Here is a 22,386-nt window from a genome sequence, read left to right as displayed (position 1 = left end):
GGTCCCTACGCTGGTCGGCATGGCAAGGCACCGCTGGGCAACCCAGGAGCGCACTTCCGCCCCGGACCGGTTGGATCGCGCCCTACAGCTGAGCCGTGCCGAGCCGGACCGGCGAAGAGGGCATTCCATGGACCCGGGGCCGGAATTCGCCTCAGCCGAAGCCGGTCCTGCAGGCGTCGCGGGGGCAGTTGCACGGGCTCAGCCGCCGCGGCGCTGGGCGGCAACCAGGCGGGCTGCGCTGATGGCGGCAGGATGCGCCCTTGCGGTCGGCGGCTGGCAGTTTGCCGGGACAGACAGGAGTCCGGCGGAAGTGGTCCCGATCAACGCCGACGCGCGGCCGTCATCCCGGCCTGCACCCGGCGCCGGCCCCGCGGCGGAACGTTCATCGCCGCCGGGGAATGGAGAGCCGGCCGGGAAAGGCGAGGCGGGCGGCGGGGCAGGAGAGGGGACTCCAGCGTCAGGCGCAGGCACCGTCGTCGTTCATGTGGCCGGTGCGGTGCAGGCGCCCGGCGTGGTCGAGGCGGCAGCCGGGTCACGGGTGTTCGAGGTACTGGAAAGGGCCGGGGGTGCCCTGCCTGAAGCGGATCTGTCCGCCGTGAACCTCGCCGCCGCAGTCCTGGATGGCCAGCAGATTCTGGTTCCCCGCATCGGGGAACCGCTGCCGCCGCCAGATGCCGGGGCTGCCGCTGCGGCCGGGCAGACCGCTGCGCCCGTCAACATCAACACGGCGGGCGCAGCGGACCTCGAGGTGCTGCCGAGGGTGGGTCCAGTGCTGGCAGAGCGGATCGTGCAATGGCGGACAGAGCATGGGAGCTTCACCCGTCCCGAGGATCTTGACGCCGTACCCGGAATTGGACCGGCCATGCTCGAAGCCCTGCTGCCGCTGGTGACGGTCTGAATGGCGCGCGCCGCGTGGGAGCCTTTCGTGCGGTCTGCCGCGCGGGCGCCCGTGACCGGGGTATCCGCCACAGGTTCAAAGACGCCGCAGCCAGCTTCTGCCCGGCGTCGGGAGCGCGCACATCCGCGGAGGGCCGGCTCCGCGGAAGCGCGGCAGAGCCCGGCGCGGGATCTGCGCCTGCTTCCCGGGGCAGCGGCTGCCTGGGTGGCGGCCGCGCTGATGATCCGGCTGGGGGCTGGCGGTGCGCTGTTGGCCGCAACGCTGCTGGGAGTATGTACCCTCGGTTGCATCGCGGTTGCGGTGCGGAGACCGAAAAGCCCTCCGGTGTTGCGGGTCCTGCTCCTGACGCTCGGGGTCTCAGCCATGGTGGCCCTGTCCGCTGCCGCGCACATCGAACAGCGGGCGTCGGCCCCGCTATCCTCCGCCGTCGCCGGCCACGCACACATCACCGCCCAACTCCGCATTACGGGCGAGCCGCGCCAGGCGCGGACCGGCGGTCCGGACGGCTCCCCTCGGTGGCTTCTTGAAGCCGAACTCCTTGATGGCACTTTCAACGGATCGAGATTCAGTGCACGCACGCCGGTAGTGGTCCTCGGAGGCCCGGAATGGAGTTCCGTTGGCCATGGAGACGTGGTGCGCGCGGCGGCGCGGCCGCGGGCGACCGATCCCGGGTCCCGCGCAGCGGCGCTGCTCATCGCGACGACGGAGCCGGTGCCGCTTGCCGGGGCCTCCGCACGCGATTCACCGGTGGACCGGCTGCGGCTGCGCTTTCTGGAACTGTCGGCTGCCAGCGGCGCCCCCGATGACGGTTTGATGCCCGGAATGGTCATCGGCGCGAGGTCGTCGGTGAGCCAGGACCTTGCCGACACGATGAAGGCAACCGGGCTTACCCACCTGACGGCGGTGTCCGGGGCGAACTGCAGTTACGTGCTCGCCTTCGTGTTCCTGCTTTGCCGCGGCTGCAGGCTGCCGCGGTGGGCCGCCGGAGCAGCTGGGGTCGCTGCGCTGGCCGGATTTGTTCTGCTCGTTCGGCCGGAACCGAGCGTCCTGAGGGCCGCGGTCATGGGCGCCATCGGCGTGCTCGCGGTCCTGACCGGCCGTGGCCGGCTGTCCATGACCCTCCTGTTTCTGTCCATCGCTGTCCTTCTCGCGGCCGACCCGTGGCTCAGCGGCGACTATGCGTTCATTCTCTCCGTCGCAGCCACCAGCGGTCTGGTGCTGGCCGGACCGCTCATCGCTGCGCGGTTGGGCGCGGTTATGCCGGTGTGGGCTGCACAGCTGATCGCAGTTCCCCTGGCCGCCCAGTTGTTCTGTTCGCCCGTTCTGGCACTGCTGCAGCCAAGCCTGCCGACCTACTCCCTGGCGGCCAACATCGCGGCGTCCCCATTGGTCCCGTTCATCACCATTGTGGGGATGGTGTCGGTTGTGTTGTCTGCCGTGGTTCCGTGGGGTGCTGCACCGTTCGCTGCGGGCGCCGGATGGGCTGCGGCCGGCGTGGCCCAGATCGCGCGGTTCTTCGCCTCGGCGCCGCTTGCAGCAATTCCCTGGCCGTCAGGTACCCGGGGGATGCTCCTGAGCGCGTCCGGCAGTGCAGTTGTACTCGCCGCCGTGATGTGGGGGCCTCAGCTCATGGGCCGGATGCGTCGTGTTCCAGATGTAGTGCGTGCCCTCACCGGGGACGGCAGCAGGGGCAGGGCGGATGGAAACCGGCGGGCGCGTTTCCTGCTGCGGACGGTGCCGTGGCTGGCGATCGGCTGCGTTCTCGGCCTCGCCGCGCTGTGGGCGGGAAACGGGATCCGCGGGAACGGCGGAGAGCGGTGGACGGTAGCCGCCTGCGACGTGGGGCAGGGTGACGGGCTGGCCGTCAGGACCGGACCGCGCAGCGCCATGGTGTTTGACGCGGGTCCTGATCCGGCGTTGATGGACAGGTGCCTTGACCGGCTGGGGGTGGACACGGTGGATGTGCTTGTCCTCACCCACCTGCACGAGGACCACTATGGCGGGGTTTCGGGGGTCTTTGAGGGTCGCTCGGTTCACCGCCTGCTCTACTCCACCGCCGGGGAATCACTGCCCCGGACCGTGACGGAGGCGGCGGCAGCAGCCGGCATAGTGGGCGAGCTGGTGAGCACCGGCGTCGCCGGGAGGGCCGGCACTGCGGACTGGTCCGTGCTCTGGCCGCAAGCCGGAATGGCGGCCGATTCGGAAAACAACGCCTCCGCGGTCCTTCTTGTCACCGCAGCGGGTCCGGACGGCACCTCCGGCGTCGAGATCCTCCTTACCGGCGACCTTGAGGAGGACGCCGCTGACCGTTTCCTCGCGGACAACGCGCAGCTCACCGAGGCGGGGGTGGATATCCTCAAGGTTGCACACCATGGTGCCCGCAACGGAGGGGCCGGCATGATCGAGGCATTATCCCCCCGGGTGGCAGTCATCTCCGTCGGTGGCGGGAATGATTATGGACACCCGCATGCAGAGACGCTCGCCGCGCTGGATACGGCCGGCGTGCATGTGGCGCGGACGGACCTGCGCGGCACAGTGCTGCTTACCGCTGAAGCGGATGCGCTCCACATCAGGTCCTTCCGGTGAGCTTGGATGCGTCCGGCACCCGTGGCAAAGTTGATCCAGCCAATCCCTTTTCGATTCAGGAGCGACGCCCGTGTCCCCAACCCCTGCAGCTGCGGTTACTGCTAGCTGGCGGGAGGTTGCCCCGGCACCGGTCATCCTGCTGTCGGGTCCCGAGGAGTACCTCGCTGCGCAGGGCTTCGAATCTGTCCGCCGGCGCATGCGGGAGGCGGAGCCTGACGCCGAGACCGTCCGGCTGGATGCCGCCCAGTATGAGGCCGGCTCACTGATCATGATGGGCAGCCCATCGCTGTTCGGCGGTACGCAGATCATCGAAGTCCGCGGACTCTCGCAGATGAATGACGCCTTCCTGCAGGACGCGCTGCGGTATATCGCCGATCCCGCTCCCGACGTGGTGCTGGTCATGCACCATGCCGGCGGTAGCCGGGGCAAGAAGCTGCTCGATGCCCTCAAGTCCGGCAGGGCCGTGCTTGTTGAGTGCCAACCGCTGAAGAAGGACTCTGAGAAGGTCGATTTTGTGACAGCGGAGTTCCGCACTGCCCGACGGCGGATCGAACCTGATGCTGTGCGCTCACTGGTGGCCGCGGTGGGCTCAAATCTGTCGGAACTTGCGGCTGCCTGCCACCAGCTTCGATCCGATGCCGACGGCGTAATCTCCGCCGAGCTGGTGGAGAAGTACTACGGCGGCAGGATTGAAGTCACAGGCTTCAAGGTGGCCGACGCGGCACTGGCCGGCCGGGGCGGACAGGCACTGGCAATGCTTCGCCACGCGCTGTCCACGGGAGCTGATCCGGTACCGCTGATCGCTGCACTGGCAATGAAGCTGCGCGCGGTAGCCAAGGTATATGGCCTCAGGGGCAGTTCGGCCCAGCTTGCCCGGGATCTGGGGATGGCGCCCTGGCAGGTGGACCAGGCGCGCCGTGAGGCCGGGCGATGGTCGCCGGAGGGGCTCAACCACTGCATTCAGGTTCTGGCGGAAGCCGATGCACAGGTCAAGGGTGAATCGCGGGATCCCGTCTATGCCGTTGAACGCGCGGTGACCGCCATTGCCCTGGGCGGATCCGGAACAGCCGGCTCACGCTGACCCTTTGAGGGCTACCAACTGCCGCGCACTGACAGGGCGGTACGCCCACTTCTGCAGGTCCGCGCCCGGCGCCTGACAGCACCACCCCTAAACGATCACGCCCTTAAACGATCTCCCTTAAACAGCAGTGGCCGGCCCGGGGGCCGGCCACGCAGCTGCACGCCGCGAAAGTAAAGCGATCAGGCGAGGTTGTTGACCCGCCGTGCGATTCCCGACTTGCGGTTCGCTGCGTTGTTCTTGTGCAGCACACCCTTGCTGACTGCCTTGTCCAGCTTGCGGCTGGCGACGGAAAGCGCAGCCTCAGCAGCGGCCTTGTCGGTGGACTCCACCGCGTTGGTTACCGCACGGATAGCGGTCTTCAACTCGGACTTGATCGAGTTGTTGCGCTGACGTGCCTTCTCATTGGTGAGAATGCGCTTTTTCTGGGACTTGATATTTGCCACGTATAAGACTCTCTTTGTATTGCGGACTGGTCGTGAGGGATTTCGGTGCGGCCAGTGACTGAGCGGCGTGGGGATACCGTGGCGACCGAGCCGAAGTGCCCGTCGACCTGCGCGGACACACAGCTATACAGGTTACCAGAACTCACGGACCGTCCGCGCGCACGGCGCCTCCGGACGATCGGGCGTGTCTGTGCGGCTGCCGGTCACCGCCCGGGGGACCGATCCAGGCGGGACAGGACCCGGTCGAAAAGCGGCCGTTCCAGGGTGGCCCCGATGCGCCGCACATCCTGCTCATCGATCCGAAGCACCCGCTCCAGGTACACCTCACTCGGCCTGCCGCGGCTGTCCCACGGTCCGCTGCCGATATCCACGTAGCCTTCATGGCGGTTGCGGGCGTTGTTCCGGTCCCGTGACGTGAGCATCAGGCCAAGCAGTTCCGCTCCGTCCCTGCCGATGACCAGTACCGGACGGTCCTTCCCCTGGCGCGGGTCGTCCTCGTAGGGGACCCAGGTCCAGACGATCTCGCCCGGGTCGGCGGTGTCTCCGGGCCGGGGATCGTAACTGACTGCGGATGGGCGTCGCGGCGCGGGCTCTGCGGCGCGACGGCGCAGTGTCCGCTTCCGGGTCGGCGTCCGCCCCGCGGTGCGTCCGCCGTCGGGGGTATCGGTGCGGGAGCGTGCCTGACGCGACGCAACGGACTTCAATGCAGCCCCGGCCAGGCGAAGCAGCGACTGTCCCAAAGATGCCATGCGGCCAGCGTACCCGCCAGATTGCGGGCTCGACACGTCCCCATGGGACAATGGAGCCTGCACTTCCGCGCGGTCCGCGGCCCCGGCGTCGTCGATCCCTCCGTGGATAACCCAAACCGTCCCACAAAGTAAGAGGTACGTCAGTGTCACCCATGGCCCGCACCGCTCCGGTGCCCGCTGCCACGGATCCGGCGATTATCAGGAACTTCTGCATTATCGCCCACATCGACCACGGCAAATCCACGCTGGCCGACCGGATGCTCCAGCTCACCGGAGTGGTGGAGCAGCGGGATATGAAAGCACAGTACCTGGACCGCATGGATATCGAGCGCGAGCGCGGCATCACCATCAAGTCCCAGGCGGTCCGGCTGCCGTGGGAACTCGACGGCGTCAGCTACGCCCTGAACATGATCGATACTCCCGGCCACGTCGACTTCACCTACGAGGTTTCGCGGTCCCTTGCCGCCTGCGAGGGAGCAATCCTCCTGGTGGACGCGGCGCAGGGCATCGAGGCGCAGACACTCGCCAACCTGTACCTCGCGATGGAAAACGATCTCACGATCATCCCGGTGCTCAACAAGATCGACCTGCCGGCAGCGCAGCCGGAAAAATACGCCGCGGAGCTCGCAAACCTCATCGGCGGCAAGCCGGAGGACGTGCTGCTGGTTTCCGGCAAAACCGGCGTCGGCGTGGAGGCGCTGCTGGACAAGATCGTGAGCGACCTCCCCGCGCCGGTCGGAGACGCGAGCGCGCCCGCCCGGGCCATGATCTTCGACTCCGTGTATGACACCTACCGCGGTGTTGTCACCTATGTCCGCGTCGTGGACGGGCATCTGAGCCCGCGTGAACGCATCCAGATGATGTCCACAAGGGCAAGCCACGAACTGCTTGAGATCGGCGTCAGCTCCCCGGAGCCCACTCCTTCCAAGGGCCTCGGTGTGGGGGAGGTCGGCTACCTCATCACCGGAGTGAAGGACGTGCGCCAGTCCAAGGTAGGAGACACAGTCACCAACCTGGCAAAGCCGGCGTCGTCCTCGCTGAGCGGTTACGCGGATCCCAAGCCGATGGTGTTTTCCGGGTTGTACCCGCTTGACGGAGCGGACTACCCGGTGCTGCGGGATGCGCTGGAAAAGCTCATGCTGAACGACGCCGCACTCGTGTATGAGCCGGAGACCTCCGCAGCACTGGGATTCGGTTTCCGTGTGGGCTTCCTCGGCCTGCTCCACCTGGAGATCACCCGCGAGCGTCTCGAACGTGAATACAACCTGAGCCTCATCTCCACCGCCCCCAACGTCGAGTACGAGGTGACGCTTGAGGACAAGAGCGTGGTTCATGTCACCAATCCCAGCGAGTACCCGGCCGGCAAGATCGCCGAGGTTCGCGAACCCATGGTTTCCGCCACCATTCTTGCTCCCAACGAATTTGTCGGCACCATCATGGAGCTGTGCCAGGGCCGGCGCGGCGTCATGGGCGGCATGGACTACCTCTCCGAAGATCGGGTGGAAATCCGGTACCGGCTGCCGCTCGCCGAGATTGTCTTCGACTTCTTCGACATGCTCAAATCCAGGACACGCGGGTACGCCTCACTCGACTGGAAAGCCGACGGGGACCAGGTTGCCGATCTGGTGAAGGTGGACATCATGCTCCAGGGAGAGCAGGTGGACGCCTTCTCCGCCATCACGCACCGCGACAAGGCCTACGCCTACGGTGTGATGATGACCGGGAAGCTGCGCGAACTGATCCCACGGCAGCAGTTCGAGGTGCCCATCCAGGCAGCCATCGGCGCCCGCATCATCGCGAGGGAGAACATCCGGGCGATCCGCAAGGACGTGCTCGCCAAATGCTATGGCGGTGACATCACCCGTAAGCGCAAGCTGCTCGAAAAGCAGAAAGAGGGCAAGAAGCGCATGAAGATGGTGGGGCGGGTGGAAGTTCCCCAGGAAGCCTTCATTGCCGCCCTGTCGTCGGACGAGTCCAAGGACAAAGCCAGGAAGTGACGGAAGTACTCCAGTCCGGGGGCAGGTATGCCTAGCGCGCTTCCCCTCGGCGACCCCGCGCCGTCGGACGGTGTGCTGCCCTCTTCGGCTGCCGCGGGCAGCAGCAACCGGGACTTCGGACTGTACGTCCACATACCGTTCTGCGCCGTCCGCTGCGGCTACTGTGATTTCAACACCTATACCGCGGCCGAGCTCGGCGGGGGAGCATCGCAGGCCAATTACGCGCCCACGGTGCAGCGTGAGCTGGAGTTTGCGGCAGGCGCACTGGACCGGTCCGGTGTGACCGGCCGCCCCCTTGACACCGTGTTCTTCGGCGGCGGCACGCCTACCCTCCTGCCCTCGGGGGACCTTGCCCGTGTCCTCACGACGGCGAGGACCCTCTGGGGGCTGCGACCCGGGGCCGAGGTGACTACGGAAGCAAATCCCGACTCGGTGACGCCGGCCTCGCTTGAGGAGCTGGCTGCGGCCGGTTTCACCAGGGTGTCCTTCGGCATGCAGTCCGCGGTGCCCCATGTCCTGGCGGTGCTCGACCGGACCCATTCCCCGGAGCGGGTGCCGTTGGCTGTTCAATGGGCGCGGGAGGCAGGCCTCAAGGTGAGCCTCGACCTGATCTATGGAACTCCGGGGGAAAAGCTTCAGGACTGGAGCGCATCCCTCGACGCGGCACTCAGCCTGGAACCCGATCACCTGTCCGCGTATGCACTCATTATCGAGGAGGGCACGGCCCTGGCACGCAGGATCCGGCGCGGCCAGGTTCCTGCGGTCGACGACGATGATCACGCCGACAAATATGAACTCGCCGAATGCGCGCTGCAGGCCGCGGGCATGTCCTGGTACGAGGTGAGCAACTGGGCGCGCACCGATGAGGACCGGTGCCGCCACAACCTCGCGTACTGGAAGGGTCACGACTGGTGGGGGGCCGGCCCCGGTGCGCACTCCCATGTGGGTGGGACGCGATGGTGGAACGTCAAGCATCCCACCGCCTATGCGCAGCGGCTTGAGGCCGGCGAGTCTCCGGCTGCGGGAAGGGAGACCCTGGATGACGGCGCCCGTTACGTTGAGGACGTACTCCTGCGCACGCGGCTGGCGGAGGGCTATCCGACGGCGGACCTGAATCCGGCGGGTCGTAATGCCGTGGCCGGGCTCATTGCCGACGGTCTGATCGAGCCCCGGGAAGCATTCCGCGGCGTGGTGCGCCTGAGTAACCGCGGACGGCTGTTGGCTGACGCCGTGGTGCGCCGCCTGCTGCCGGACTGACGCTGCCGGATTGACCGGTTGATTGACCGTTTAGTGGAACAGCCGCAGGTTGTACGGGTACCGGTACGGCCTGCCGCGGTTGACCTGGATTCCCGCCGCAACGGCGAAGCCTGCCAGGGTGACCCAGATGAGCGCGTTCAGCACTGCGAAGATCCCGCCGATTCCGGGTATCAGGGACAGCAGCAGGCACACGCCCGCAGCGAGGCTCGGCGGGAAGGTGAAGTTGAATGCTTCCTTTGCTTCCTGTTCGGTGAAAGGGCCCCGGTCACGGAAGATCAGGAAGATGACCAGCGAGGGCACAAACCCGAGGATTCCGAGAAAGTGCGCGAGCGTCGCCCACTGGCGGTCCTCGGACGGCGTCAGCGGTGGAGCACTGGAGCTGGCACCCTGAAGAGGGACTTCCTCCCGGGGTGCCGGACGTGACTTCGCATCACCGTTCCGGTCTGCACTGTTAGACAACGAACATTCCTGTCGACTGTGGGACTTCACCGCGCTCTGCGCAGGGTTTACTTCCTAAGGGTACTTGGTTGACGGACCGTGCGGAGTAGCATTCCGCCGGTCGGGCCGCGCAGATTACGCTTCGGATGCCTGAACGGTCAGGAAATCGATCACTTCCTCCACCCGCGCCAACAGGGACGGCTCAAGGTCGGCGTAGCTGTTGACCCCGCCGAGGATGCGCTTCCAGCCATTGGCGGTATCCGCCTGGCTGCCGTGCGGCCAGCCCAACCGGCTGAGGATCCCGGTTTTCCAGTCCTCGCTGCGGGGGATAACAGGCCACTCCTGGAGACCCAGGGCGCGCGGCTTCACCGCCTGCCACACATCCACGTAGGGATGCCCGACAATGAGCACGTTCCCTGCCGCACCGGGAACGGCCGTGGCCTCGGCGGCGATCCGGGCTTCCTTGGTGCCGGGCAGCAGATGGTCCACGAGGATGCCAAGACGGCGCCCGGGGGAGGGCCCGAAGTCCCTGACAGCGGAGGCCAGGTCGTCAACGCCATGCAGCGGCTCGACGACGATGCCCTCCACCCGGAGGTCGTCTCCCCACACCTTCTCCACCAGTTCGGCGTCATGGCGGCCCTCGACCCAGATCCTGCTGGCACGCGCCGCACGAGCCCGGTGCCCCTCAACGCGAACGGAACCGGACGCCGTCCGCGCGGGGGCTGCCGGCTGCGCCAGCGCGGGCACCATCTCCACGGGAGACCCCTCGAAGTGGAACCCGAATCCAAGCGGGAAGGTCCGTTGTTTGCCCCGCCGGTCCTCGAGGATCATGATGTGCATCCCGCCGGACTTCTCGGTCCGGAGGATCTCACCGACAAATCCGCTCTGGACATCCTCGAGCACGACGCCGGGGCGCGCCTCGATTTTCTCCAGGACGGAGCGGCGGGGCTGTGAGATGTTCTGGGCGCCCCACTGGTGATACGACATGTGAGTTGGCTCGCTTCCGCAGATTCCTGCCTTCGGAACAGGCAGAGCCAATGCTAACAATCAGGTCGAACGTATTAGACTTGGCACTTAGGCGTGTTGAGTGCTAACTCGTAGAGCGGCGTTGAAGTACATCGGAGGTGAACCATGAGCGAGCCCAGACGGCTTGAGGTGCTGCGAGCCATCGTTGAGGACTACGTGCATTCCCGCGAGCCGGTCGGCTCAAAGGCCCTTGTTGAACGCCACCGGCTCGGTGTGTCCTCGGCGACCATCCGCAATGACATGGCGCTGCTTGAGGAAGAGGGCCTCATCACGGCTCCGCACACCAGCTCCGGGCGCATTCCCACCGACAAGGGTTACCGGCTGTTCGTTGACCGCATCGCCGAGGTCAAGCCCCTCTCGGCCCCGGAGAAGCGCGCCATCCGCGCACTGCTGGAAAGCGCCGATGACCTCGACGACGTTCTGGACCGCACCGTCCGGCTCCTCGCCCAGCTGACCAATCAGGTGGCCGTGGTGCAGTATCCCCACCTTGGTGCCGCCTCAGTGCGGCATATCGAGTTTGTACTGCTTGCACCCGGCCGTGTCCTGGTGGTGCTGATCTCCACGAATGGCGCAGTACAGCAGCGGGTGGCTTCCGTACCTGCCGGGACCCAGGAGGATGAGCTCGCCGACCTTCGCCATCGCTTCCTGGGGAAGGTGTCGGGCGTGCGTCTGCCGTCAGTGCCCCAGGAGCTTGCGGCGTGCACGGCAGAACTTCCGCCCGCCCGGCAGGCTCTCGGCAAGTCGCTCGCCCACAGCCTCGAGCAGCTGTCAGGGGCCAACCGCGAGGACCGCATCGTCATGGCGGGCACCGCCAACCTCGCCCGCTCCACGCTCGATTTCCCCCTCACTATCGGACCGGTCCTTGAAGCGCTCGAAGAGCAGGTCGTGATGCTCCGCCTGCTCTCCGAAATGGAGCAGGATGCGCTTGGAGTGTCCGTCCGGATCGGTCGTGAGAATCCATACGGCGGTCTCGCGGAAGCCTCCGTGATTGCCACCGGGTACGGACCGGACGCGCTGGCGAAGGTCGGCATCCTCGGACCTACCAGAATGGACTACCCCACAACCATGGCCGCAGTGAGAGCGGTGGCCCGTTACCTTTCCCGCATCCTCGATGAATCATGACCGGATGACGGAGCCCATGAACCAGAGCCGCTCACGCGGTGAGATTACAGGAAGAGATGTGCAGGAGTGAGTAATCACTACGAGGTCCTTGGTGTTGCACGCGATGCCAGCGGCGAAGAGATCAAGAAGGCGTACCGGAAGCTCGCCCGCAAGTTCCACCCGGATGTGAATTCCGGGCCGGACGCCGCGGAAGAGTTCAAGCTGGTCACGCGCGCCTACGAGGTGCTTTCGGACCCGCAGAAACGACGTGTCTATGACACCACCGGAAATGAGAACGGTACTGACAACGGCTTCGGCGGCGGCTATGCCGGTTCCGGATTCGCCTTCCACGACATCTTCGAGACGTTCTTCGGTGGAGGCGGGCCGAGCGGCCCGCCGTCGCGGACCCAGCGTGGCCAGGACGCGCTGATCGCTGTCCGCATCGATCTGAAGGACGCCGTCTTCGGCACCAACAAGAAGATCGAGGTGGACTCCGCAGCGGTCTGCCCTACCTGCGACGGTTCCTGCACCCAACCCGGAACCTCGCCGAAGACCTGCGACATCTGCGGCGGATCCGGTCAGGTCCAGCGGGCCGTCCGCTCCATCCTCGGCCAGGTCATGACGACGGCGGCCTGCGGTACCTGCCAGGGGTATGGCACCGTCATCCCGCATCCCTGCAATGAGTGCAACGGTGACGGCCGTATCCGTTCCCGCCGCAGCCTCACCATCAAGGTGCCTGCAGGGGTGGCCACAGGCACGCGCATCCAGCTCTCCGGTCAGGGCGAGGCGGGAACGGCCGGCGGACCGCAGGGCGACCTGTACGTGGAGATCCGGGTCAACAGCGACCCGACCTTCCTGCGGGAGGGAGATGATCTGCACGCGACGCTCAGCGTCCCGATGACGGCTGCCGCCCTCGGTACCACGGTGACACTGAGCAGCTTCGACGGCGATCAGGAGCTCACCATCCGGCCGGGTACGCAGGGCGGTGAGGTGATCACCCTGAAGGGCCTCGGAGTCACACACCTGCGTGGTTACGGGCGGGGGGACCTCCTGGTCCACCTCAGTGTCGAGACACCGCGCAATCTCGACGGCGCACAGGAAGAGCTTCTCCGACGCTTCGCTGAACTGCGCGGCGAACAGTTCACGGATGGCCAGCTGGCAAGCAGCGGGTCGGGGGTCTTCGCGCGGCTGCGCGAGCGGCTCGGGAACTTCTGACCGGCAGCCGTGACCAACCAGGCCTTCTTCGGGGATCCTGCCGCTGTCCAGGGGGCCGTTGCCGGCTCCAGCCTCACGCTGCGGGGCCCGGAAGCCCATCACGCCGCCACAGTGAAGCGCATCGCCACTGGAGAGTCGATCGACGTGGTGGACGGCAGCGGCCACCGTCTGAGCTGCACCGTAGTTGATTCCGCGGCCGACGCCGTCGTACTAAGGGTTGATGCGGTTTCATTCGATCCGCCGCCTGAAACACGGCTTGTTCTGGTGCAGGCGCTTGCCAAGGGAGACCGCGGGGAGCTGGCAGTGGAGGCAGCCACTGAACTGGGCGTCGATGCAGTATTGCCGTGGCAGGCGGACCGCAGCATTGTCCGGTGGCGCGCCGAGAAGGCGGCCAAGGGGCGCCTGAAATGGGAATCCCTGGTCCGTGCTGCCTCCAAGCAGAGCCGGCGCACCCGCCTACCGGAGGTCCTCGACGTCCTGGATTCGCGCGGAGTTGCCCGCTGGCTGGCCGGAGTGCAGTGCCCGGTCCTGCTGCATGAGGACGCCGAGCTGTCACTTGCGCAATACTGGGCGCGCACGCCGGCGATGGGCGCTGCAACTGTAGCGGTCATTGTGGGTCCAGAGGGCGGCATCAGTCCGCAGGAAGTCGAGCTCTTTGTGAATCAGGGCGCTGTTGCGGTTCAGCTCGGAAGCAATGTACTCCGTGCATCCACAGCCGGTCCTGCTGCGATCGCGGTGCTGAACCAGCTCTCGGGCCGCTGGTAGCCGCGCCTCAGCTGAGGCTGATCAACTTGTCGTCGGCGATTGCGTTTTCTGCCGGCCCCGACCCCGGCTCGGTTTCTGAACCCTCGTAGACCTCCACGAGGTAGGTGCCCTGTTCCAGGGCGACGCTGAACTCGTACAGCCCTACCGTGCCGGTCCCCTCTTCCACCGGGACCGTTCCCGCCACCACATCCTCCGCCGGCACGCCGCCGCCGTCCACCCGCCGCACACGCCATTCAAGACCGGTGTGGGTCGTCGTCGTGCTGCCCTGGATGATCACCGTACGGTCGCTGCGGACCGATCCGTCCTGCGGGTTGATGATCCAGACGGGCGCAACTGCGCTTACGTCCCGCTGCAGCACCGCTCCCAGGCCGATATGTCCAAACGCCGTATAACCGGCTTTGCCGTCGACCAGCAGACGCACACTGCTCGGATTGCCGCCCGAGACGAGTCCCGAATTGGCTGCGGCGGCCGTCGCTGTGTACACCAGTTGCTGGATCGCCTGGCCGGCAGCGGCCGCATCGATTCCCGCGGTGAAGGAATCCGAGGAGATATCTACCGTGATCACGTTGTCCGGTGAGATGGAGGTGTTGACCGACGAGGCGGGCTGCCACGGGCTGTAGTAGTCGTGATCGAGCGGCTCGGCGCTGGTCATTGCCTGGACGGCGGCTGCAACCGGATCCCCCGTCGACTCGGCGGGGAGGAATTCCCGGTACAGAAGCCCGTTCCGGTCGCCCAGCCAATACACGGGAAGAAGGGGAGCGGCGTCCACGGCAGCGGGGCTTCGCAGGGCAACTTCGGGCATACTCGCCGCGGATTCCAGCAGCACTTCCGCTTCAGAGGTGATCGCCGCGTCAGGGCCGGTCGGCGCCTGGACAGTGCAGGCCTGGAGCGCGAGAGCCACCGCAACGAAGACAGCGGCCCTCGCCGGCGCTGCGGGCCTGCATCGGGGAAGAAGGAAGGGAGACACCTGTTCCTGCTCCTCCCGTTCCATCCTGCCGGTTCGCTCTGATGGGCTTCACCGGGTCAGGTGCCGCCGCTTGTGGGTTAATGTCGGCAGCAACGGATCCTGCTGCGCGCACTCCCAATCCAGCTTGGCACAGGAAACACCCTCTGCCGGGTGCTTTTCCCGAATCGCCGCCTGACTGAAACGCGATCGATATCGGGCCGTTGCGTTCCTGAGATATTTGCTCCGGAGGCGCTTCCGGCGAGGGGCTGGTGCGAGCGGTGGCAGGCCCGCGGCGGTACGCTAGTAGCAGGGCCCGTTCCGGACCCGGACACGCACATCACCGGTGATTCCGGCGGCACAAGGAGAGATGGAAGGCCCGCGGGCCGATACTATGACGGATTCTGCAGTGGGTATGGGGGCAGCGGGCCTGGACAGCCGGGTTGTCCAATTCGATTCGGCGGACCAGATGGTGCAGTCGCTGGGTGCCAACGATGAAGCCCTCGCGATGATCGAAGGCGCGTTCCCCGGAGTCAGTCTTCACGTCCGCGGCAATGAACTCTCCATCACCGGCCCTCCCACGGACGTCGGTCGCACCGAGCGCCTGATCGGCGAGATTCGCAGCCTTGCGGCCAGCCAGACGCCGGTTACGGCACAAGTGCTCGAACAGCTGCTTTTCATGCTGAAGACGCAGGGCGCGGCGAAGCCCTCCGACGTGCTGTCGATGAACATTCTTTCCTCCCGGGGCAGGACCATCCGTCCGAAGACCGTGAACCAGAAAAACTACGTTGAGGCGATCGACACTCATACCATCGTCTTCGGCATCGGTCCGGCCGGTACGGGCAAAACCTACCTGGCAATGGCAAAGGCGGTGCAGGCGCTCCAGCACAAGGAGGTCAACCGGATCATCCTTACCCGTCCGGCGGTGGAGGCGGGGGAGCGACTCGGGTTCCTGCCGGGCACCCTCAACGACAAGATCGATCCCTACCTGCGGCCGCTCTACGACGCTTTGCACGACATGATGGACCCCGATTCAATCCCACGGCTGATGGCGGCCGGGACCATCGAAGTAGCGCCTCTCGCGTACATGCGGGGGCGCACCCTCAATGATGCGTTCATCATTCTCGACGAGGCCCAGAACACCACTCCGGAGCAGATGAAGATGTTCCTCACCAGGCTCGGCTTCGGTTCCAGAATGGTGGTCACCGGTGACGTCACCCAGGTCGACCTGCCCGGCGGGACCAGTTCCGGCCTGCGCGTCGTGAGCGAAATCCTGCAGGGCGTTGATGACGTTGCGTTCTCCATCCTGGATGCGACCGACGTCGTTCGCCACCGCCTCGTCGGGGACATAGTCTCTGCCTACAGTGCCTGGGATGAGTCGCAGCGGGTGTCCATGAACGGCCGGCGGGGCACAGCGAAGGCGGGTCGCCATGAGCATTGAGGTAAACAACGAATCCGGCGTCGAGGTGGATGACGAAGCCCTGGTGCGCCTTGGCCGCCACGTGCTCGAGCGCCTCTACGTCCACCCGGAGTCGGAACTGTCGATCATCCTGGTGGACGTCGAGGCAATGGAGAAGCTCCACATCGAGTGGATGGACGAGCCGGGACCGACCGACGTCCTCTCCTTTCCCATGGACGAGCTGCGGCCGGGCACGGCAACCCGTCCCACCGCGTCGGGTATCCTCGGCGACGTTGTCCTGTGCCCGGAAGTGGCGCGTTCGCAGGCGGGTACCGCCGGACACAGCATGAACGAGGAACTCCTGCTCCTCACCACCCACGGGATGCTCCACCTTCTCGGGTTCGATCACGCCGAGCCCGAAGAGGAGAAGGAGATGTTCGGACTCCAGCGTCAGTTGCTCGCCGATTTCCTGGGCGGCGCGGCCCCCCGGGAAACCACCCAGTGACCACGCTCGCAGCATCGGAGCCGTCGTCACCATGATCGTGTTACTCCTGGCCCTGATGGCAATCGTTTTCGTCCTGATTGCCGCTCTTGTCACCGCTGCCGAGGCGGCCTTCAGTTACCTGCCGCGGCAGGAGGCCGAGTCCCACCTGAACGGACCGGTGGGGGAGCCGGTCCGGCGCATCCTCGAGTCACCCGTGGCACACCTGCACGCGCTGCGTTTCTGGCGGGTCTGGTTCGAAATGGCTGCAGCGGTGGCCGTGGCGCTTCTGTTCGCTGATGTGCTGGACAACATCTGGATTGCCGGGTTGCTGGCCACCGTGACCATGGCCGGACTGGGATTTGTGCTGGTGGGTGTCTCCCCGCGTCAGTTGGGACGCACCCACGCGGCGAAACTGGTGCCGCTCACGGCCCGGCTGGTGGGTGTTCTGCGGTCCATCCTGGGGCCCATTCCCCGCTGGCTGGTTGGAATCGGAAGCGCACTGTCCCCGGGCTCGGCCCGCGCTGAGGCAGCGTTCTTCACCGAGGAGGAGTTCCGGGAGCTGCTGTCCCGGGCAAACGAGGCCGAAATGATCGAGGACAGTGAAGCCGAGCTCATCCATTCGGTTTTCGAGCTCGGAGATACCAAGGTCCGGTCAGTGATGGTGCCGCGCACAGACATGGTGTCCATCGAGGCAGGCTCCACGCTGCGTCAGGCGATGTCGCTTTTTCTCCGGTCAGGCTATTCGCGGGTGCCGGTCATCGGCGACAACGCTGATGACGTCCGCGGGATCCTGTACCTGAAGGATGTGGTGGCCGTCCTGAACGGCAACAACCCTAGCGAGCGTGATCCGGTTGACGGGGTATGCCGCCACGTCCGCTATGTGCCGGAGTCCAAGCCGGTGGGGGATTTCCTCCAGGAGCTGCAGCGTGAATCGACCCACGTTGCAATTGTCATCGACGAATACGGCGGTACCGCCGGCCTCGTCACTCTGGAAGACCTCATCGAGGAGATAGTCGGCGAGATCGTCGATGAATATGACTCCGAAGTGCCCGAGATGGAGCAATTGCCCGAGGGCGGGTTCCGCGTCAGCGCACGCATGAGCATCGACGATCTCGGTGAACTCTTCGACCTGGACCTCGAGGATGACGAGGTGGATACAGTCGGCGGCCTCCTGGCGAAAACACTCGGGCGCGTTCCCATCGTCGGAAGTGAAGTGCAGGTCGGCGACATCGCGCTGCGGGCAGAGCGGGTCGAGGGCCGGCGCAACCGTGTCTCGCACATCCTTGCCTGGCGGGTCGAACGCACTCCGGACGACGAGGCGCAGCCGAACCAGCTCAATGAAGACTCAAGGGAAACGGTGGAAAACACATGAGCACCCAACAATACCGGGCGGGCTTCATCTCGCTGGTCGGCCGGCCAAACGCAGGGAAATCCACCCTGACCAATGCGCTCGTCGGGCACAAGGTGGCTATCACCTCGGCCAAACCCCAGACCACACGGCATACCATCCGCGGCATCGTCCACCGTGAGGACGCACAACTCATCCTCGTGGACACGCCAGGCCTGCACCGCCCGCGGACGCTCCTCGGACAGCGGCTCAACGACCTGGTCGCCGACACTCTCGCAGAAGTGGATGCCATCGGGTTCTGTCTTCCGGCGAATGAGCAGGTGGGGCCCGGCGACCGCTTCATCTCAGCCCAGCTGGCCAGGCTGCAGCGGAAGCCGATCATTGCGGTCGTCACCAAAGCCGACCTCGTGAGCAAGGAAGCACTCGCCCGTCAGCTGCTCTCCGTCACCGAGCTGGGCCGTGAGGTTCTGGGCGCCGACGGATGGGCCGACGTCGTACCCGTTTCGGCGGTGGACGGCTATCAGGTGTCAACAGTGGCCGATGTTTTCGCTTCGCATATGCCGGAGTCGCCGCCGCTGTATCCGGACGGAGAACTCACGGACGAGCCGGAGGCTGTCATGGTCGCTGAGCTGGTGAGGGAAGCGGCGCTGGAAGGCGTCCGCGATGAGCTGCCACACTCCCTGGCCGTGGTGGTGGAGGAGATCGTGCCACGTGAGGGCCGGAGCGACGACAACCCGCTGCTTGATGTACGGGTCAACCTCTACGTCGAGCGTCCGTCCCAGAAGGCGATCATCATCGGAAAGGGCGGCGCACGGCTGCGCGAGGTCGGGACCACGGCGAGGAAGGGTATCGAGGCTCTGCTCGGTACGAGGGTGTACCTCGACCTGCATGTGAAAATTGCCAAGGACTGGCAGCGTGATCCCAGACAGCTGGTGAAGCTCGGTTTCTAGCCGTCGCGGCTCCGTTGCCCACCTCCGGGCACTTCGGCGGGCACCTGCTCGTTGTGCTACAGATGCCCCGCTCTACGGGGGCCATGTCTTTGAAACGAACTGAAAGGCCATAGATTGATGAGCGTACCCGGCGGTGGGCAGACCAGCTCCCCGGATGGCATCCGGCTGGGCGCGGGCGGGCGTCATCTTGGCCGGGGCAGGGTGCCCGTACTGCAGATTGTCGCGATCTCACTCGTTGCGGTGCTCGTCGCTGTTGTGGGATTCGTTGCACTGTCCGTGGTGCGCCTTCAGGGCAATGTAGCGACGCAACCCCTTAATCTCTCGACCGACGGCGAGACACAGCTTCCGGTGGACCTCAGCCGGGACCCGGTCCAGATCCTCATCATCGGCAGCGACACCCGGGCAGGGCAGGGCGGGGACCCGGAGGATGAAGAGGGCCAGGCGGACGTCATGATGCTGATGACCATGTCGGGCGACCGAAGCAACGTCACCATGGTGAGTTTTCCGCGTGACCTCATGGTTCCGCTGCCCGCCTGCGTCAATCCGGGGACAGGGGAGTCCAGCGATTCCATGGCCCTGGGCCAGCTCAACAGCTCTCTGGCGAACGGAGGGCCGGGCTGTACGGTAGCGGCCATCAACGAGGTCACCGGGCTCCAGGTGGACCACTTCATGATGGCCGACTTCAACGCCGTCACAGAGCTCTCCAAGGCGGTGGGCGGCGTGGAGGTCTGCGTCAACCAGAAGGTCGACGACGAGTACTCGGGACTGCAACTGCCGGCCGGGACCAGCGAGATCGAGGGCGAGCAGGCATTGGCCTTCCTGCGGACCAGGCATTCCTTCGGCACCGGCGGAGATGAGGGGCGCATCCGTGCCCAGCAGGCGTTCCTTGCTTCCCTCGCCCGGAAGATCAAGGAGGAAGGCACCCTGAACAATATTCCCCGCCTTTACTCGATCGCTGAAGCCGTCACACAGAACCTGACGGTCGACGACGGGCTGGTGGAAATACCGGAGCTGCTCAAGCTCGCCGGCCGGCTGCAGGACGTCGACCTGGGCAATGTAGCCTTCGTGACGGTGCCGGTGGTTCCGTACGAGGCGGACACCAACCGCCTTGTCCTCGACGAGGACAAGGCGGACGACCTGTTCTCCGCTCTGCGCCAGGACCGGGACATCACCGAGCCGGTGGAGGAGCCGGCACCCTCGGCAACCGCAAGCCCCAGCAGCAGCGCCGGACCCGAAGAGGAGCCCGAGCCCACTGAAACCGCGGAGGAACTCGGGTTCGACCCGGCGCTGGTGCCCATCACCGTACTTAACGCATCCGGGGAGTCCGACCGCGGTGAGGAGCTCCAGGAGGTGCTTCTCGCCGAGGGCTACACGCAGGCGACCGTGGCGGATGCAACCGATCTCCCGGCAACGCAGCTGTTTGTCGGCCCGGGTTACGAGGGAATCGGCCCCGCCGTCGCAGAGCTGTTCGGGCTGGCAGAGGTCCAGGTGGTACCGAGCGCCACCACGGTGGGGCTGGAGCTGTCCGTGGGCAGCGACTTCACCGAGGGCGACGTCATCAGGACCGAGGGCGTCACCGGTGACCTGCGCGGCCAGACGGCCGCGCAGGTCACCTGCCAGTCCTGAGCGTCGCTACCAGATCCGCACGCGATCTTCCGGGGCCAGCCACAGTCCGTCAGTAGCGGCCACGGAAAAAGCATCATGGAATTCGTCCAGATTGCGTACCACCTGGTTGCACCTGAACTCGTTCGGCGAGTGCGGGTCGATCGCGATGCGCCGTGCCGCCTCTTCGGGTCGGATGTTCTGCCGCCAGCACTCCGCCCACGAGTAGAAGAACCGCTGGATCCCGGTCAGTCCGTCGATCACCGGAGGTTCGGCTCCCTCCAGGCTGATCACGTAGGCGGCCAGGCTGATACCCAGCCCGCCGAGGTCTCCGATATTCTCGCCGAGGGTAAGTTTGCCATTGACCGGGTGATCGGATGCCTCCGCGGGTGCGAGGGCAGCGTACTGGGTGACCAGTTGCCCCGTGAGAGCCTCGAACGCCGTCCTGTCCGCTTCCGTCCACCAGTTGTGCAGGGCGCCGGTTCCGTCAAACTGTGAGCCCTGGTCATCGAAACCGTGTCCGATTTCGTGCCCGATGACGGCTCCGATAGCGCCGTAGTTCGCTGCCGGGTCTGCGTCCGCATCGAAGAAAGGAGGCTGGAGAATGGCCGCTGGAAAGACAATCTCATTCATGGTCGGCATGTAATAGGCATTTACGGTCTGCGGTGTGAGGTGCCACTCGCCGCGGTCGATCGGCCCGCCGAGTTTCTCCAGCTGCCGGTTAGTTTCAAACTCGGTGGACCTGCGTACGTTGCCGTACAGGTCGCCGGGTACGATCCGCAGCGAAGAATAGTCGATCCATCGGTCCGGGTAGCCGATTTTCGTGGTGAACAGGCGGAGCTTCTCCAGCGCACGCTCGCGGGTTTCTCCGCTCATCCACTCGAGGTGCGTGATCCGCTCGCGATAAGCGGCCAGAAGGTTATCCACCAGCCCGCGCATGGTGGCCTTGTGCGACTCCGGGAAATGCCGCGAGACGTACTCACGCCCGACCGCCTCGCCGAGCGCGCCCTCGACGACCGCCACACCGCGCTTCCACCGTTCCTTCAGCCGGGGCGTGCCGCTGAGCCTCGTGCCGTAGAAGGAGAAATGCGCGTCCACGAAGTCGTCGCTGAGGAACGGGGCCGCGTGGAGCAGTACCCTGGCTGCAAGCCAGCTCTTCCAGGCGGAAAGCGGAACCTCATCTAGGCTCACCATCAGCGCGGCAAGGTAATCGGGCTGGTTCACAATGAGCTCGTCGGGAAGTCCGACGCCGGACGTTAGCTCAGTCAGCCAGGTTCCCAGGTGCGGCGTGGCAGAGGTCAGTTCACCGGTGGCGCGGAGATTGTAGGTGGCCTGCGGATTCCGTCTGGTCACGGTATCCATGTGCGACGACGCCAGTCTCGCCTCCAGATCGAACACGGTCGCCGCAGCAGCACGGCTCTCGGGCCGTCCGGCCAGTTCAAAGAGCCGGTGCAGCAGCTCGGCGTATCCCAACCGGGCGTCCTCGAACTTTTCCTCGCGGTAGTAGGACTCGTCCGGAAGCCCGAGACCCGACTGGTAGAGGTGCAGCAGGTAGCGTTCCGGATTACCGGCGTCGTTGCTGACGTAGGGAAGCACCATGGCTGCGGCGCCCGCCCGCGTCAGCCGGGCGTCGAGGCGGACCAGCTCCTCGACCGTCCCGGCCGCATCGATCTCGGCGAGCAGGGGCTGAACGGGTGCGGCGCCTTCTGACTCCAGACGGTCCGTGTCCATGAAATCCCCGAACAGCGCCCCAATGCGGAAGCGGTCGCCGTCGTCGTCCCGGGCTGCTGCCGCGTCCTCCACGATGTGCCGCACTGCCAGCTCTGCGGCATCGGCAAGCTGGGAAAACGAGCCTTCCCGTGCGCGGTCATCGGGGATGGGCGTGGACCGTAGCCAGCCGCCGTTGACGTGGCGGAAGAGGTCGTCCTGAGGGCGGACATCGGAGTCGATATTCGCGAGATTGATGCCGGAAGCGGCCATGGAAGCTCCTTCGTTGGTGCGTCTTCTCATCCTAGGGGCCGTGCTAGTGTTGAATTGTGCGCGCAGAGCTGCTCCTTCTTAGCTGCCGTGGCGGGGCTCAACCGACTGTCTAGTCAATTCTGAC

19 protein-coding genes are annotated in these 22,386 nt (G+C 65.8%); 13 read left to right on the top strand and 6 right to left on the bottom strand.

All coding sequences use genetic code 11. The annotated features are described in order from the left end of the window. The first annotated feature begins 19 nt into the window (after nt 1–19). The 3 genes from BLS52_RS04510 to holA all read left to right on the top strand — a co-directional run bounded on the left by BLS52_RS04510 (nt 20) and on the right by holA (nt 4,565). Nucleotides 20–898, top strand: a complete 879-nt coding sequence (locus BLS52_RS04510) for a ComEA family DNA-binding protein (protein ID WP_245702687.1) — start codon at nt 20–22, stop codon at nt 896–898. A 27-nt stretch (nt 899–925) separates the two neighbouring features. Beyond that, the gene (locus BLS52_RS04505; protein ID WP_175460084.1) at nt 926–3,484 is read left to right on the top strand and encodes a ComEC/Rec2 family competence protein; all 2,559 of its coding nucleotides are present in this window, start codon (nt 926–928) and stop codon (nt 3,482–3,484) included. Nucleotides 3,485–3,554: 70 nt separating this feature from the next. Further along, nucleotides 3,555–4,565, top strand: a complete 1,011-nt coding sequence (holA, locus tag BLS52_RS04500; RefSeq protein WP_026544020.1) for a DNA polymerase III subunit delta — start codon at nt 3,555–3,557, stop codon at nt 4,563–4,565. 179 nt (nt 4,566–4,744) lie between these two features. Here holA and rpsT read toward each other — a convergent pair whose 3' ends face one another. Both rpsT and BLS52_RS04490 read right to left on the bottom strand, forming a co-directional pair. Then, nucleotides 4,745–5,008, bottom strand: a complete 264-nt coding sequence (gene rpsT / locus BLS52_RS04495; protein WP_026544021.1) for a 30S ribosomal protein S20 — start codon at nt 5,006–5,008, stop codon at nt 4,745–4,747. Between the two features lie 203 nt (nt 5,009–5,211). Beyond that, on the bottom strand, nt 5,212–5,757 hold the full coding sequence (locus BLS52_RS04490) for a type II toxin-antitoxin system PemK/MazF family toxin (RefSeq protein WP_090584720.1): 546 nt from the start codon (nt 5,755–5,757) through the stop codon (nt 5,212–5,214). A gap of 143 nt (nt 5,758–5,900) precedes the next feature. Between BLS52_RS04490 and lepA the strand changes: the two genes are divergently transcribed. Further along, nucleotides 5,901–7,754: a translation elongation factor 4 gene (gene lepA, locus BLS52_RS04485; protein ID WP_026544023.1), complete on the top strand. Its 1,854-nt coding sequence runs from the start codon at nt 5,901–5,903 to the stop codon at nt 7,752–7,754. Nucleotides 7,755–7,781: 27 nt separating this feature from the next. Then, the gene (gene hemW / locus BLS52_RS04480; protein ID WP_090584718.1) at nt 7,782–9,011 is read left to right on the top strand and encodes a radical SAM family heme chaperone HemW; all 1,230 of its coding nucleotides are present in this window, start codon (nt 7,782–7,784) and stop codon (nt 9,009–9,011) included. Nucleotides 9,012–9,041: 30 nt separating this feature from the next. Here hemW and BLS52_RS04475 read toward each other — a convergent pair whose 3' ends face one another. Then, the gene (locus BLS52_RS04475) at nt 9,042–9,470 is read right to left on the bottom strand and encodes a DUF4870 domain-containing protein (RefSeq protein ID WP_026544025.1); all 429 of its coding nucleotides are present in this window, start codon (nt 9,468–9,470) and stop codon (nt 9,042–9,044) included. Between the two features lie 114 nt (nt 9,471–9,584). Continuing rightward, a complete protein-coding gene (locus BLS52_RS04470; protein ID WP_026544026.1) occupies nt 9,585–10,436 on the bottom strand; it encodes a DUF3097 family protein in 852 nt (283 codons plus the stop codon). Between the two features lie 144 nt (nt 10,437–10,580). On the opposite strand from BLS52_RS04470, the gene hrcA reads away from it, so the two are divergent. The 3 genes from hrcA (at nt 10,581) to BLS52_RS04455 (ending at nt 13,556) form a co-directional block, all read left to right on the top strand. Beyond that, the gene (gene hrcA / locus BLS52_RS04465) at nt 10,581–11,597 is read left to right on the top strand and encodes a heat-inducible transcriptional repressor HrcA (protein WP_090584716.1); all 1,017 of its coding nucleotides are present in this window, start codon (nt 10,581–10,583) and stop codon (nt 11,595–11,597) included. 66 nt (nt 11,598–11,663) lie between these two features. Then, entirely contained in the window at nt 11,664–12,791 is a 1,128-nt protein-coding gene (dnaJ, locus tag BLS52_RS04460) for a molecular chaperone DnaJ (RefSeq protein WP_090584714.1), read from the top strand. Between the two features lie 9 nt (nt 12,792–12,800). Next, on the top strand, nt 12,801–13,556 hold the full coding sequence (locus BLS52_RS04455; protein WP_090584712.1) for a 16S rRNA (uracil(1498)-N(3))-methyltransferase: 756 nt from the start codon (nt 12,801–12,803) through the stop codon (nt 13,554–13,556). Between the two features lie 7 nt (nt 13,557–13,563). Here the strand turns inward: BLS52_RS04455 and BLS52_RS04450 are convergent, their stop codons facing one another. Continuing rightward, the gene (locus BLS52_RS04450; RefSeq protein WP_175460083.1) at nt 13,564–14,523 is read right to left on the bottom strand and encodes a GerMN domain-containing protein; all 960 of its coding nucleotides are present in this window, start codon (nt 14,521–14,523) and stop codon (nt 13,564–13,566) included. A gap of 370 nt (nt 14,524–14,893) precedes the next feature. On the opposite strand from BLS52_RS04450, the gene BLS52_RS04445 reads away from it, so the two are divergent. The 5 genes from BLS52_RS04445 to BLS52_RS04425 all read left to right on the top strand — a co-directional run bounded on the left by BLS52_RS04445 (nt 14,894) and on the right by BLS52_RS04425 (nt 20,306). Continuing rightward, on the top strand, nt 14,894–15,940 hold the full coding sequence (locus tag BLS52_RS04445; RefSeq protein ID WP_035777786.1) for a PhoH family protein: 1,047 nt from the start codon (nt 14,894–14,896) through the stop codon (nt 15,938–15,940). Continuing rightward, nucleotides 15,930–16,403, top strand: coding sequence for an rRNA maturation RNase YbeY (ybeY, locus tag BLS52_RS04440; protein WP_026544031.1), 474 nt, complete (start codon nt 15,930–15,932; stop codon nt 16,401–16,403). The genes BLS52_RS04445 and ybeY overlap by 11 nt, the downstream gene beginning before the upstream one ends. Before the next feature lie 31 nt (nt 16,404–16,434). Further along, nucleotides 16,435–17,754: a hemolysin family protein gene (locus tag BLS52_RS04435; protein WP_090584708.1), complete on the top strand. Its 1,320-nt coding sequence runs from the start codon at nt 16,435–16,437 to the stop codon at nt 17,752–17,754. Beyond that, on the top strand, nt 17,751–18,680 hold the full coding sequence (gene era / locus BLS52_RS04430) for a GTPase Era (RefSeq protein ID WP_026544032.1): 930 nt from the start codon (nt 17,751–17,753) through the stop codon (nt 18,678–18,680). Before BLS52_RS04435 ends, era begins: the two co-directional genes overlap by 4 nt. A gap of 117 nt (nt 18,681–18,797) precedes the next feature. Next, nucleotides 18,798–20,306, top strand: coding sequence for an LCP family protein (locus BLS52_RS04425; RefSeq protein ID WP_090584706.1), 1,509 nt, complete (start codon nt 18,798–18,800; stop codon nt 20,304–20,306). Nucleotides 20,307–20,312: 6 nt separating this feature from the next. On the opposite strand, the gene BLS52_RS04420 is transcribed toward BLS52_RS04425, so the two are convergent. Beyond that, on the bottom strand, nt 20,313–22,262 hold the full coding sequence (locus tag BLS52_RS04420; RefSeq protein ID WP_090584704.1) for a M13 family metallopeptidase: 1,950 nt from the start codon (nt 22,260–22,262) through the stop codon (nt 20,313–20,315). Nucleotides 22,263–22,386: the final 124 nt, after the last annotated feature.

Source organism: Arthrobacter subterraneus, assembly GCF_900099735.1.
GTDB lineage: Bacteria > Actinomycetota > Actinomycetes > Actinomycetales > Micrococcaceae > Arthrobacter_D > Arthrobacter_D subterraneus.
Note: the sequence above shows the minus strand (reverse complement) of the source record. Positions and strands in the feature narration are given on the sequence as shown.

Excerpts from the sequence above, each read along its gene's own strand:
- BLS52_RS04510 (WP_245702687.1), top strand. The coding sequence starts at position 20 with ATGGCAAGGCACCGCTGGGCAACCCAGGAGCGCACTTCCGCCCCGGAC.
- BLS52_RS04490 (WP_090584720.1), bottom strand. The coding sequence starts at position 5,757 with ATGGCATCTTTGGGACAGTCGCTGCTTCGCCTGGCCGGGGCTGCATTG.
- hemW (WP_090584718.1), top strand. The coding sequence starts at position 7,782 with ATGCCTAGCGCGCTTCCCCTCGGCGACCCCGCGCCGTCGGACGGTGTG.
- BLS52_RS04470 (WP_026544026.1), bottom strand. The coding sequence starts at position 10,436 with ATGTCGTATCACCAGTGGGGCGCCCAGAACATCTCACAGCCCCGCCGC.
- hrcA (WP_090584716.1), top strand. The coding sequence starts at position 10,581 with ATGAGCGAGCCCAGACGGCTTGAGGTGCTGCGAGCCATCGTTGAGGAC.
- BLS52_RS04445 (WP_035777786.1), top strand. The coding sequence starts at position 14,894 with ATGACGGATTCTGCAGTGGGTATGGGGGCAGCGGGCCTGGACAGCCGG.
- ybeY (WP_026544031.1), top strand. The coding sequence starts at position 15,930 with ATGAGCATTGAGGTAAACAACGAATCCGGCGTCGAGGTGGATGACGAA.
- BLS52_RS04435 (WP_090584708.1), top strand. The coding sequence starts at position 16,435 with ATGATCGTGTTACTCCTGGCCCTGATGGCAATCGTTTTCGTCCTGATT.
- era (WP_026544032.1), top strand. The coding sequence starts at position 17,751 with ATGAGCACCCAACAATACCGGGCGGGCTTCATCTCGCTGGTCGGCCGG.
- BLS52_RS04425 (WP_090584706.1), top strand. The coding sequence starts at position 18,798 with ATGAGCGTACCCGGCGGTGGGCAGACCAGCTCCCCGGATGGCATCCGG.
- BLS52_RS04420 (WP_090584704.1), bottom strand. The coding sequence starts at position 22,262 with ATGGCCGCTTCCGGCATCAATCTCGCGAATATCGACTCCGATGTCCGC.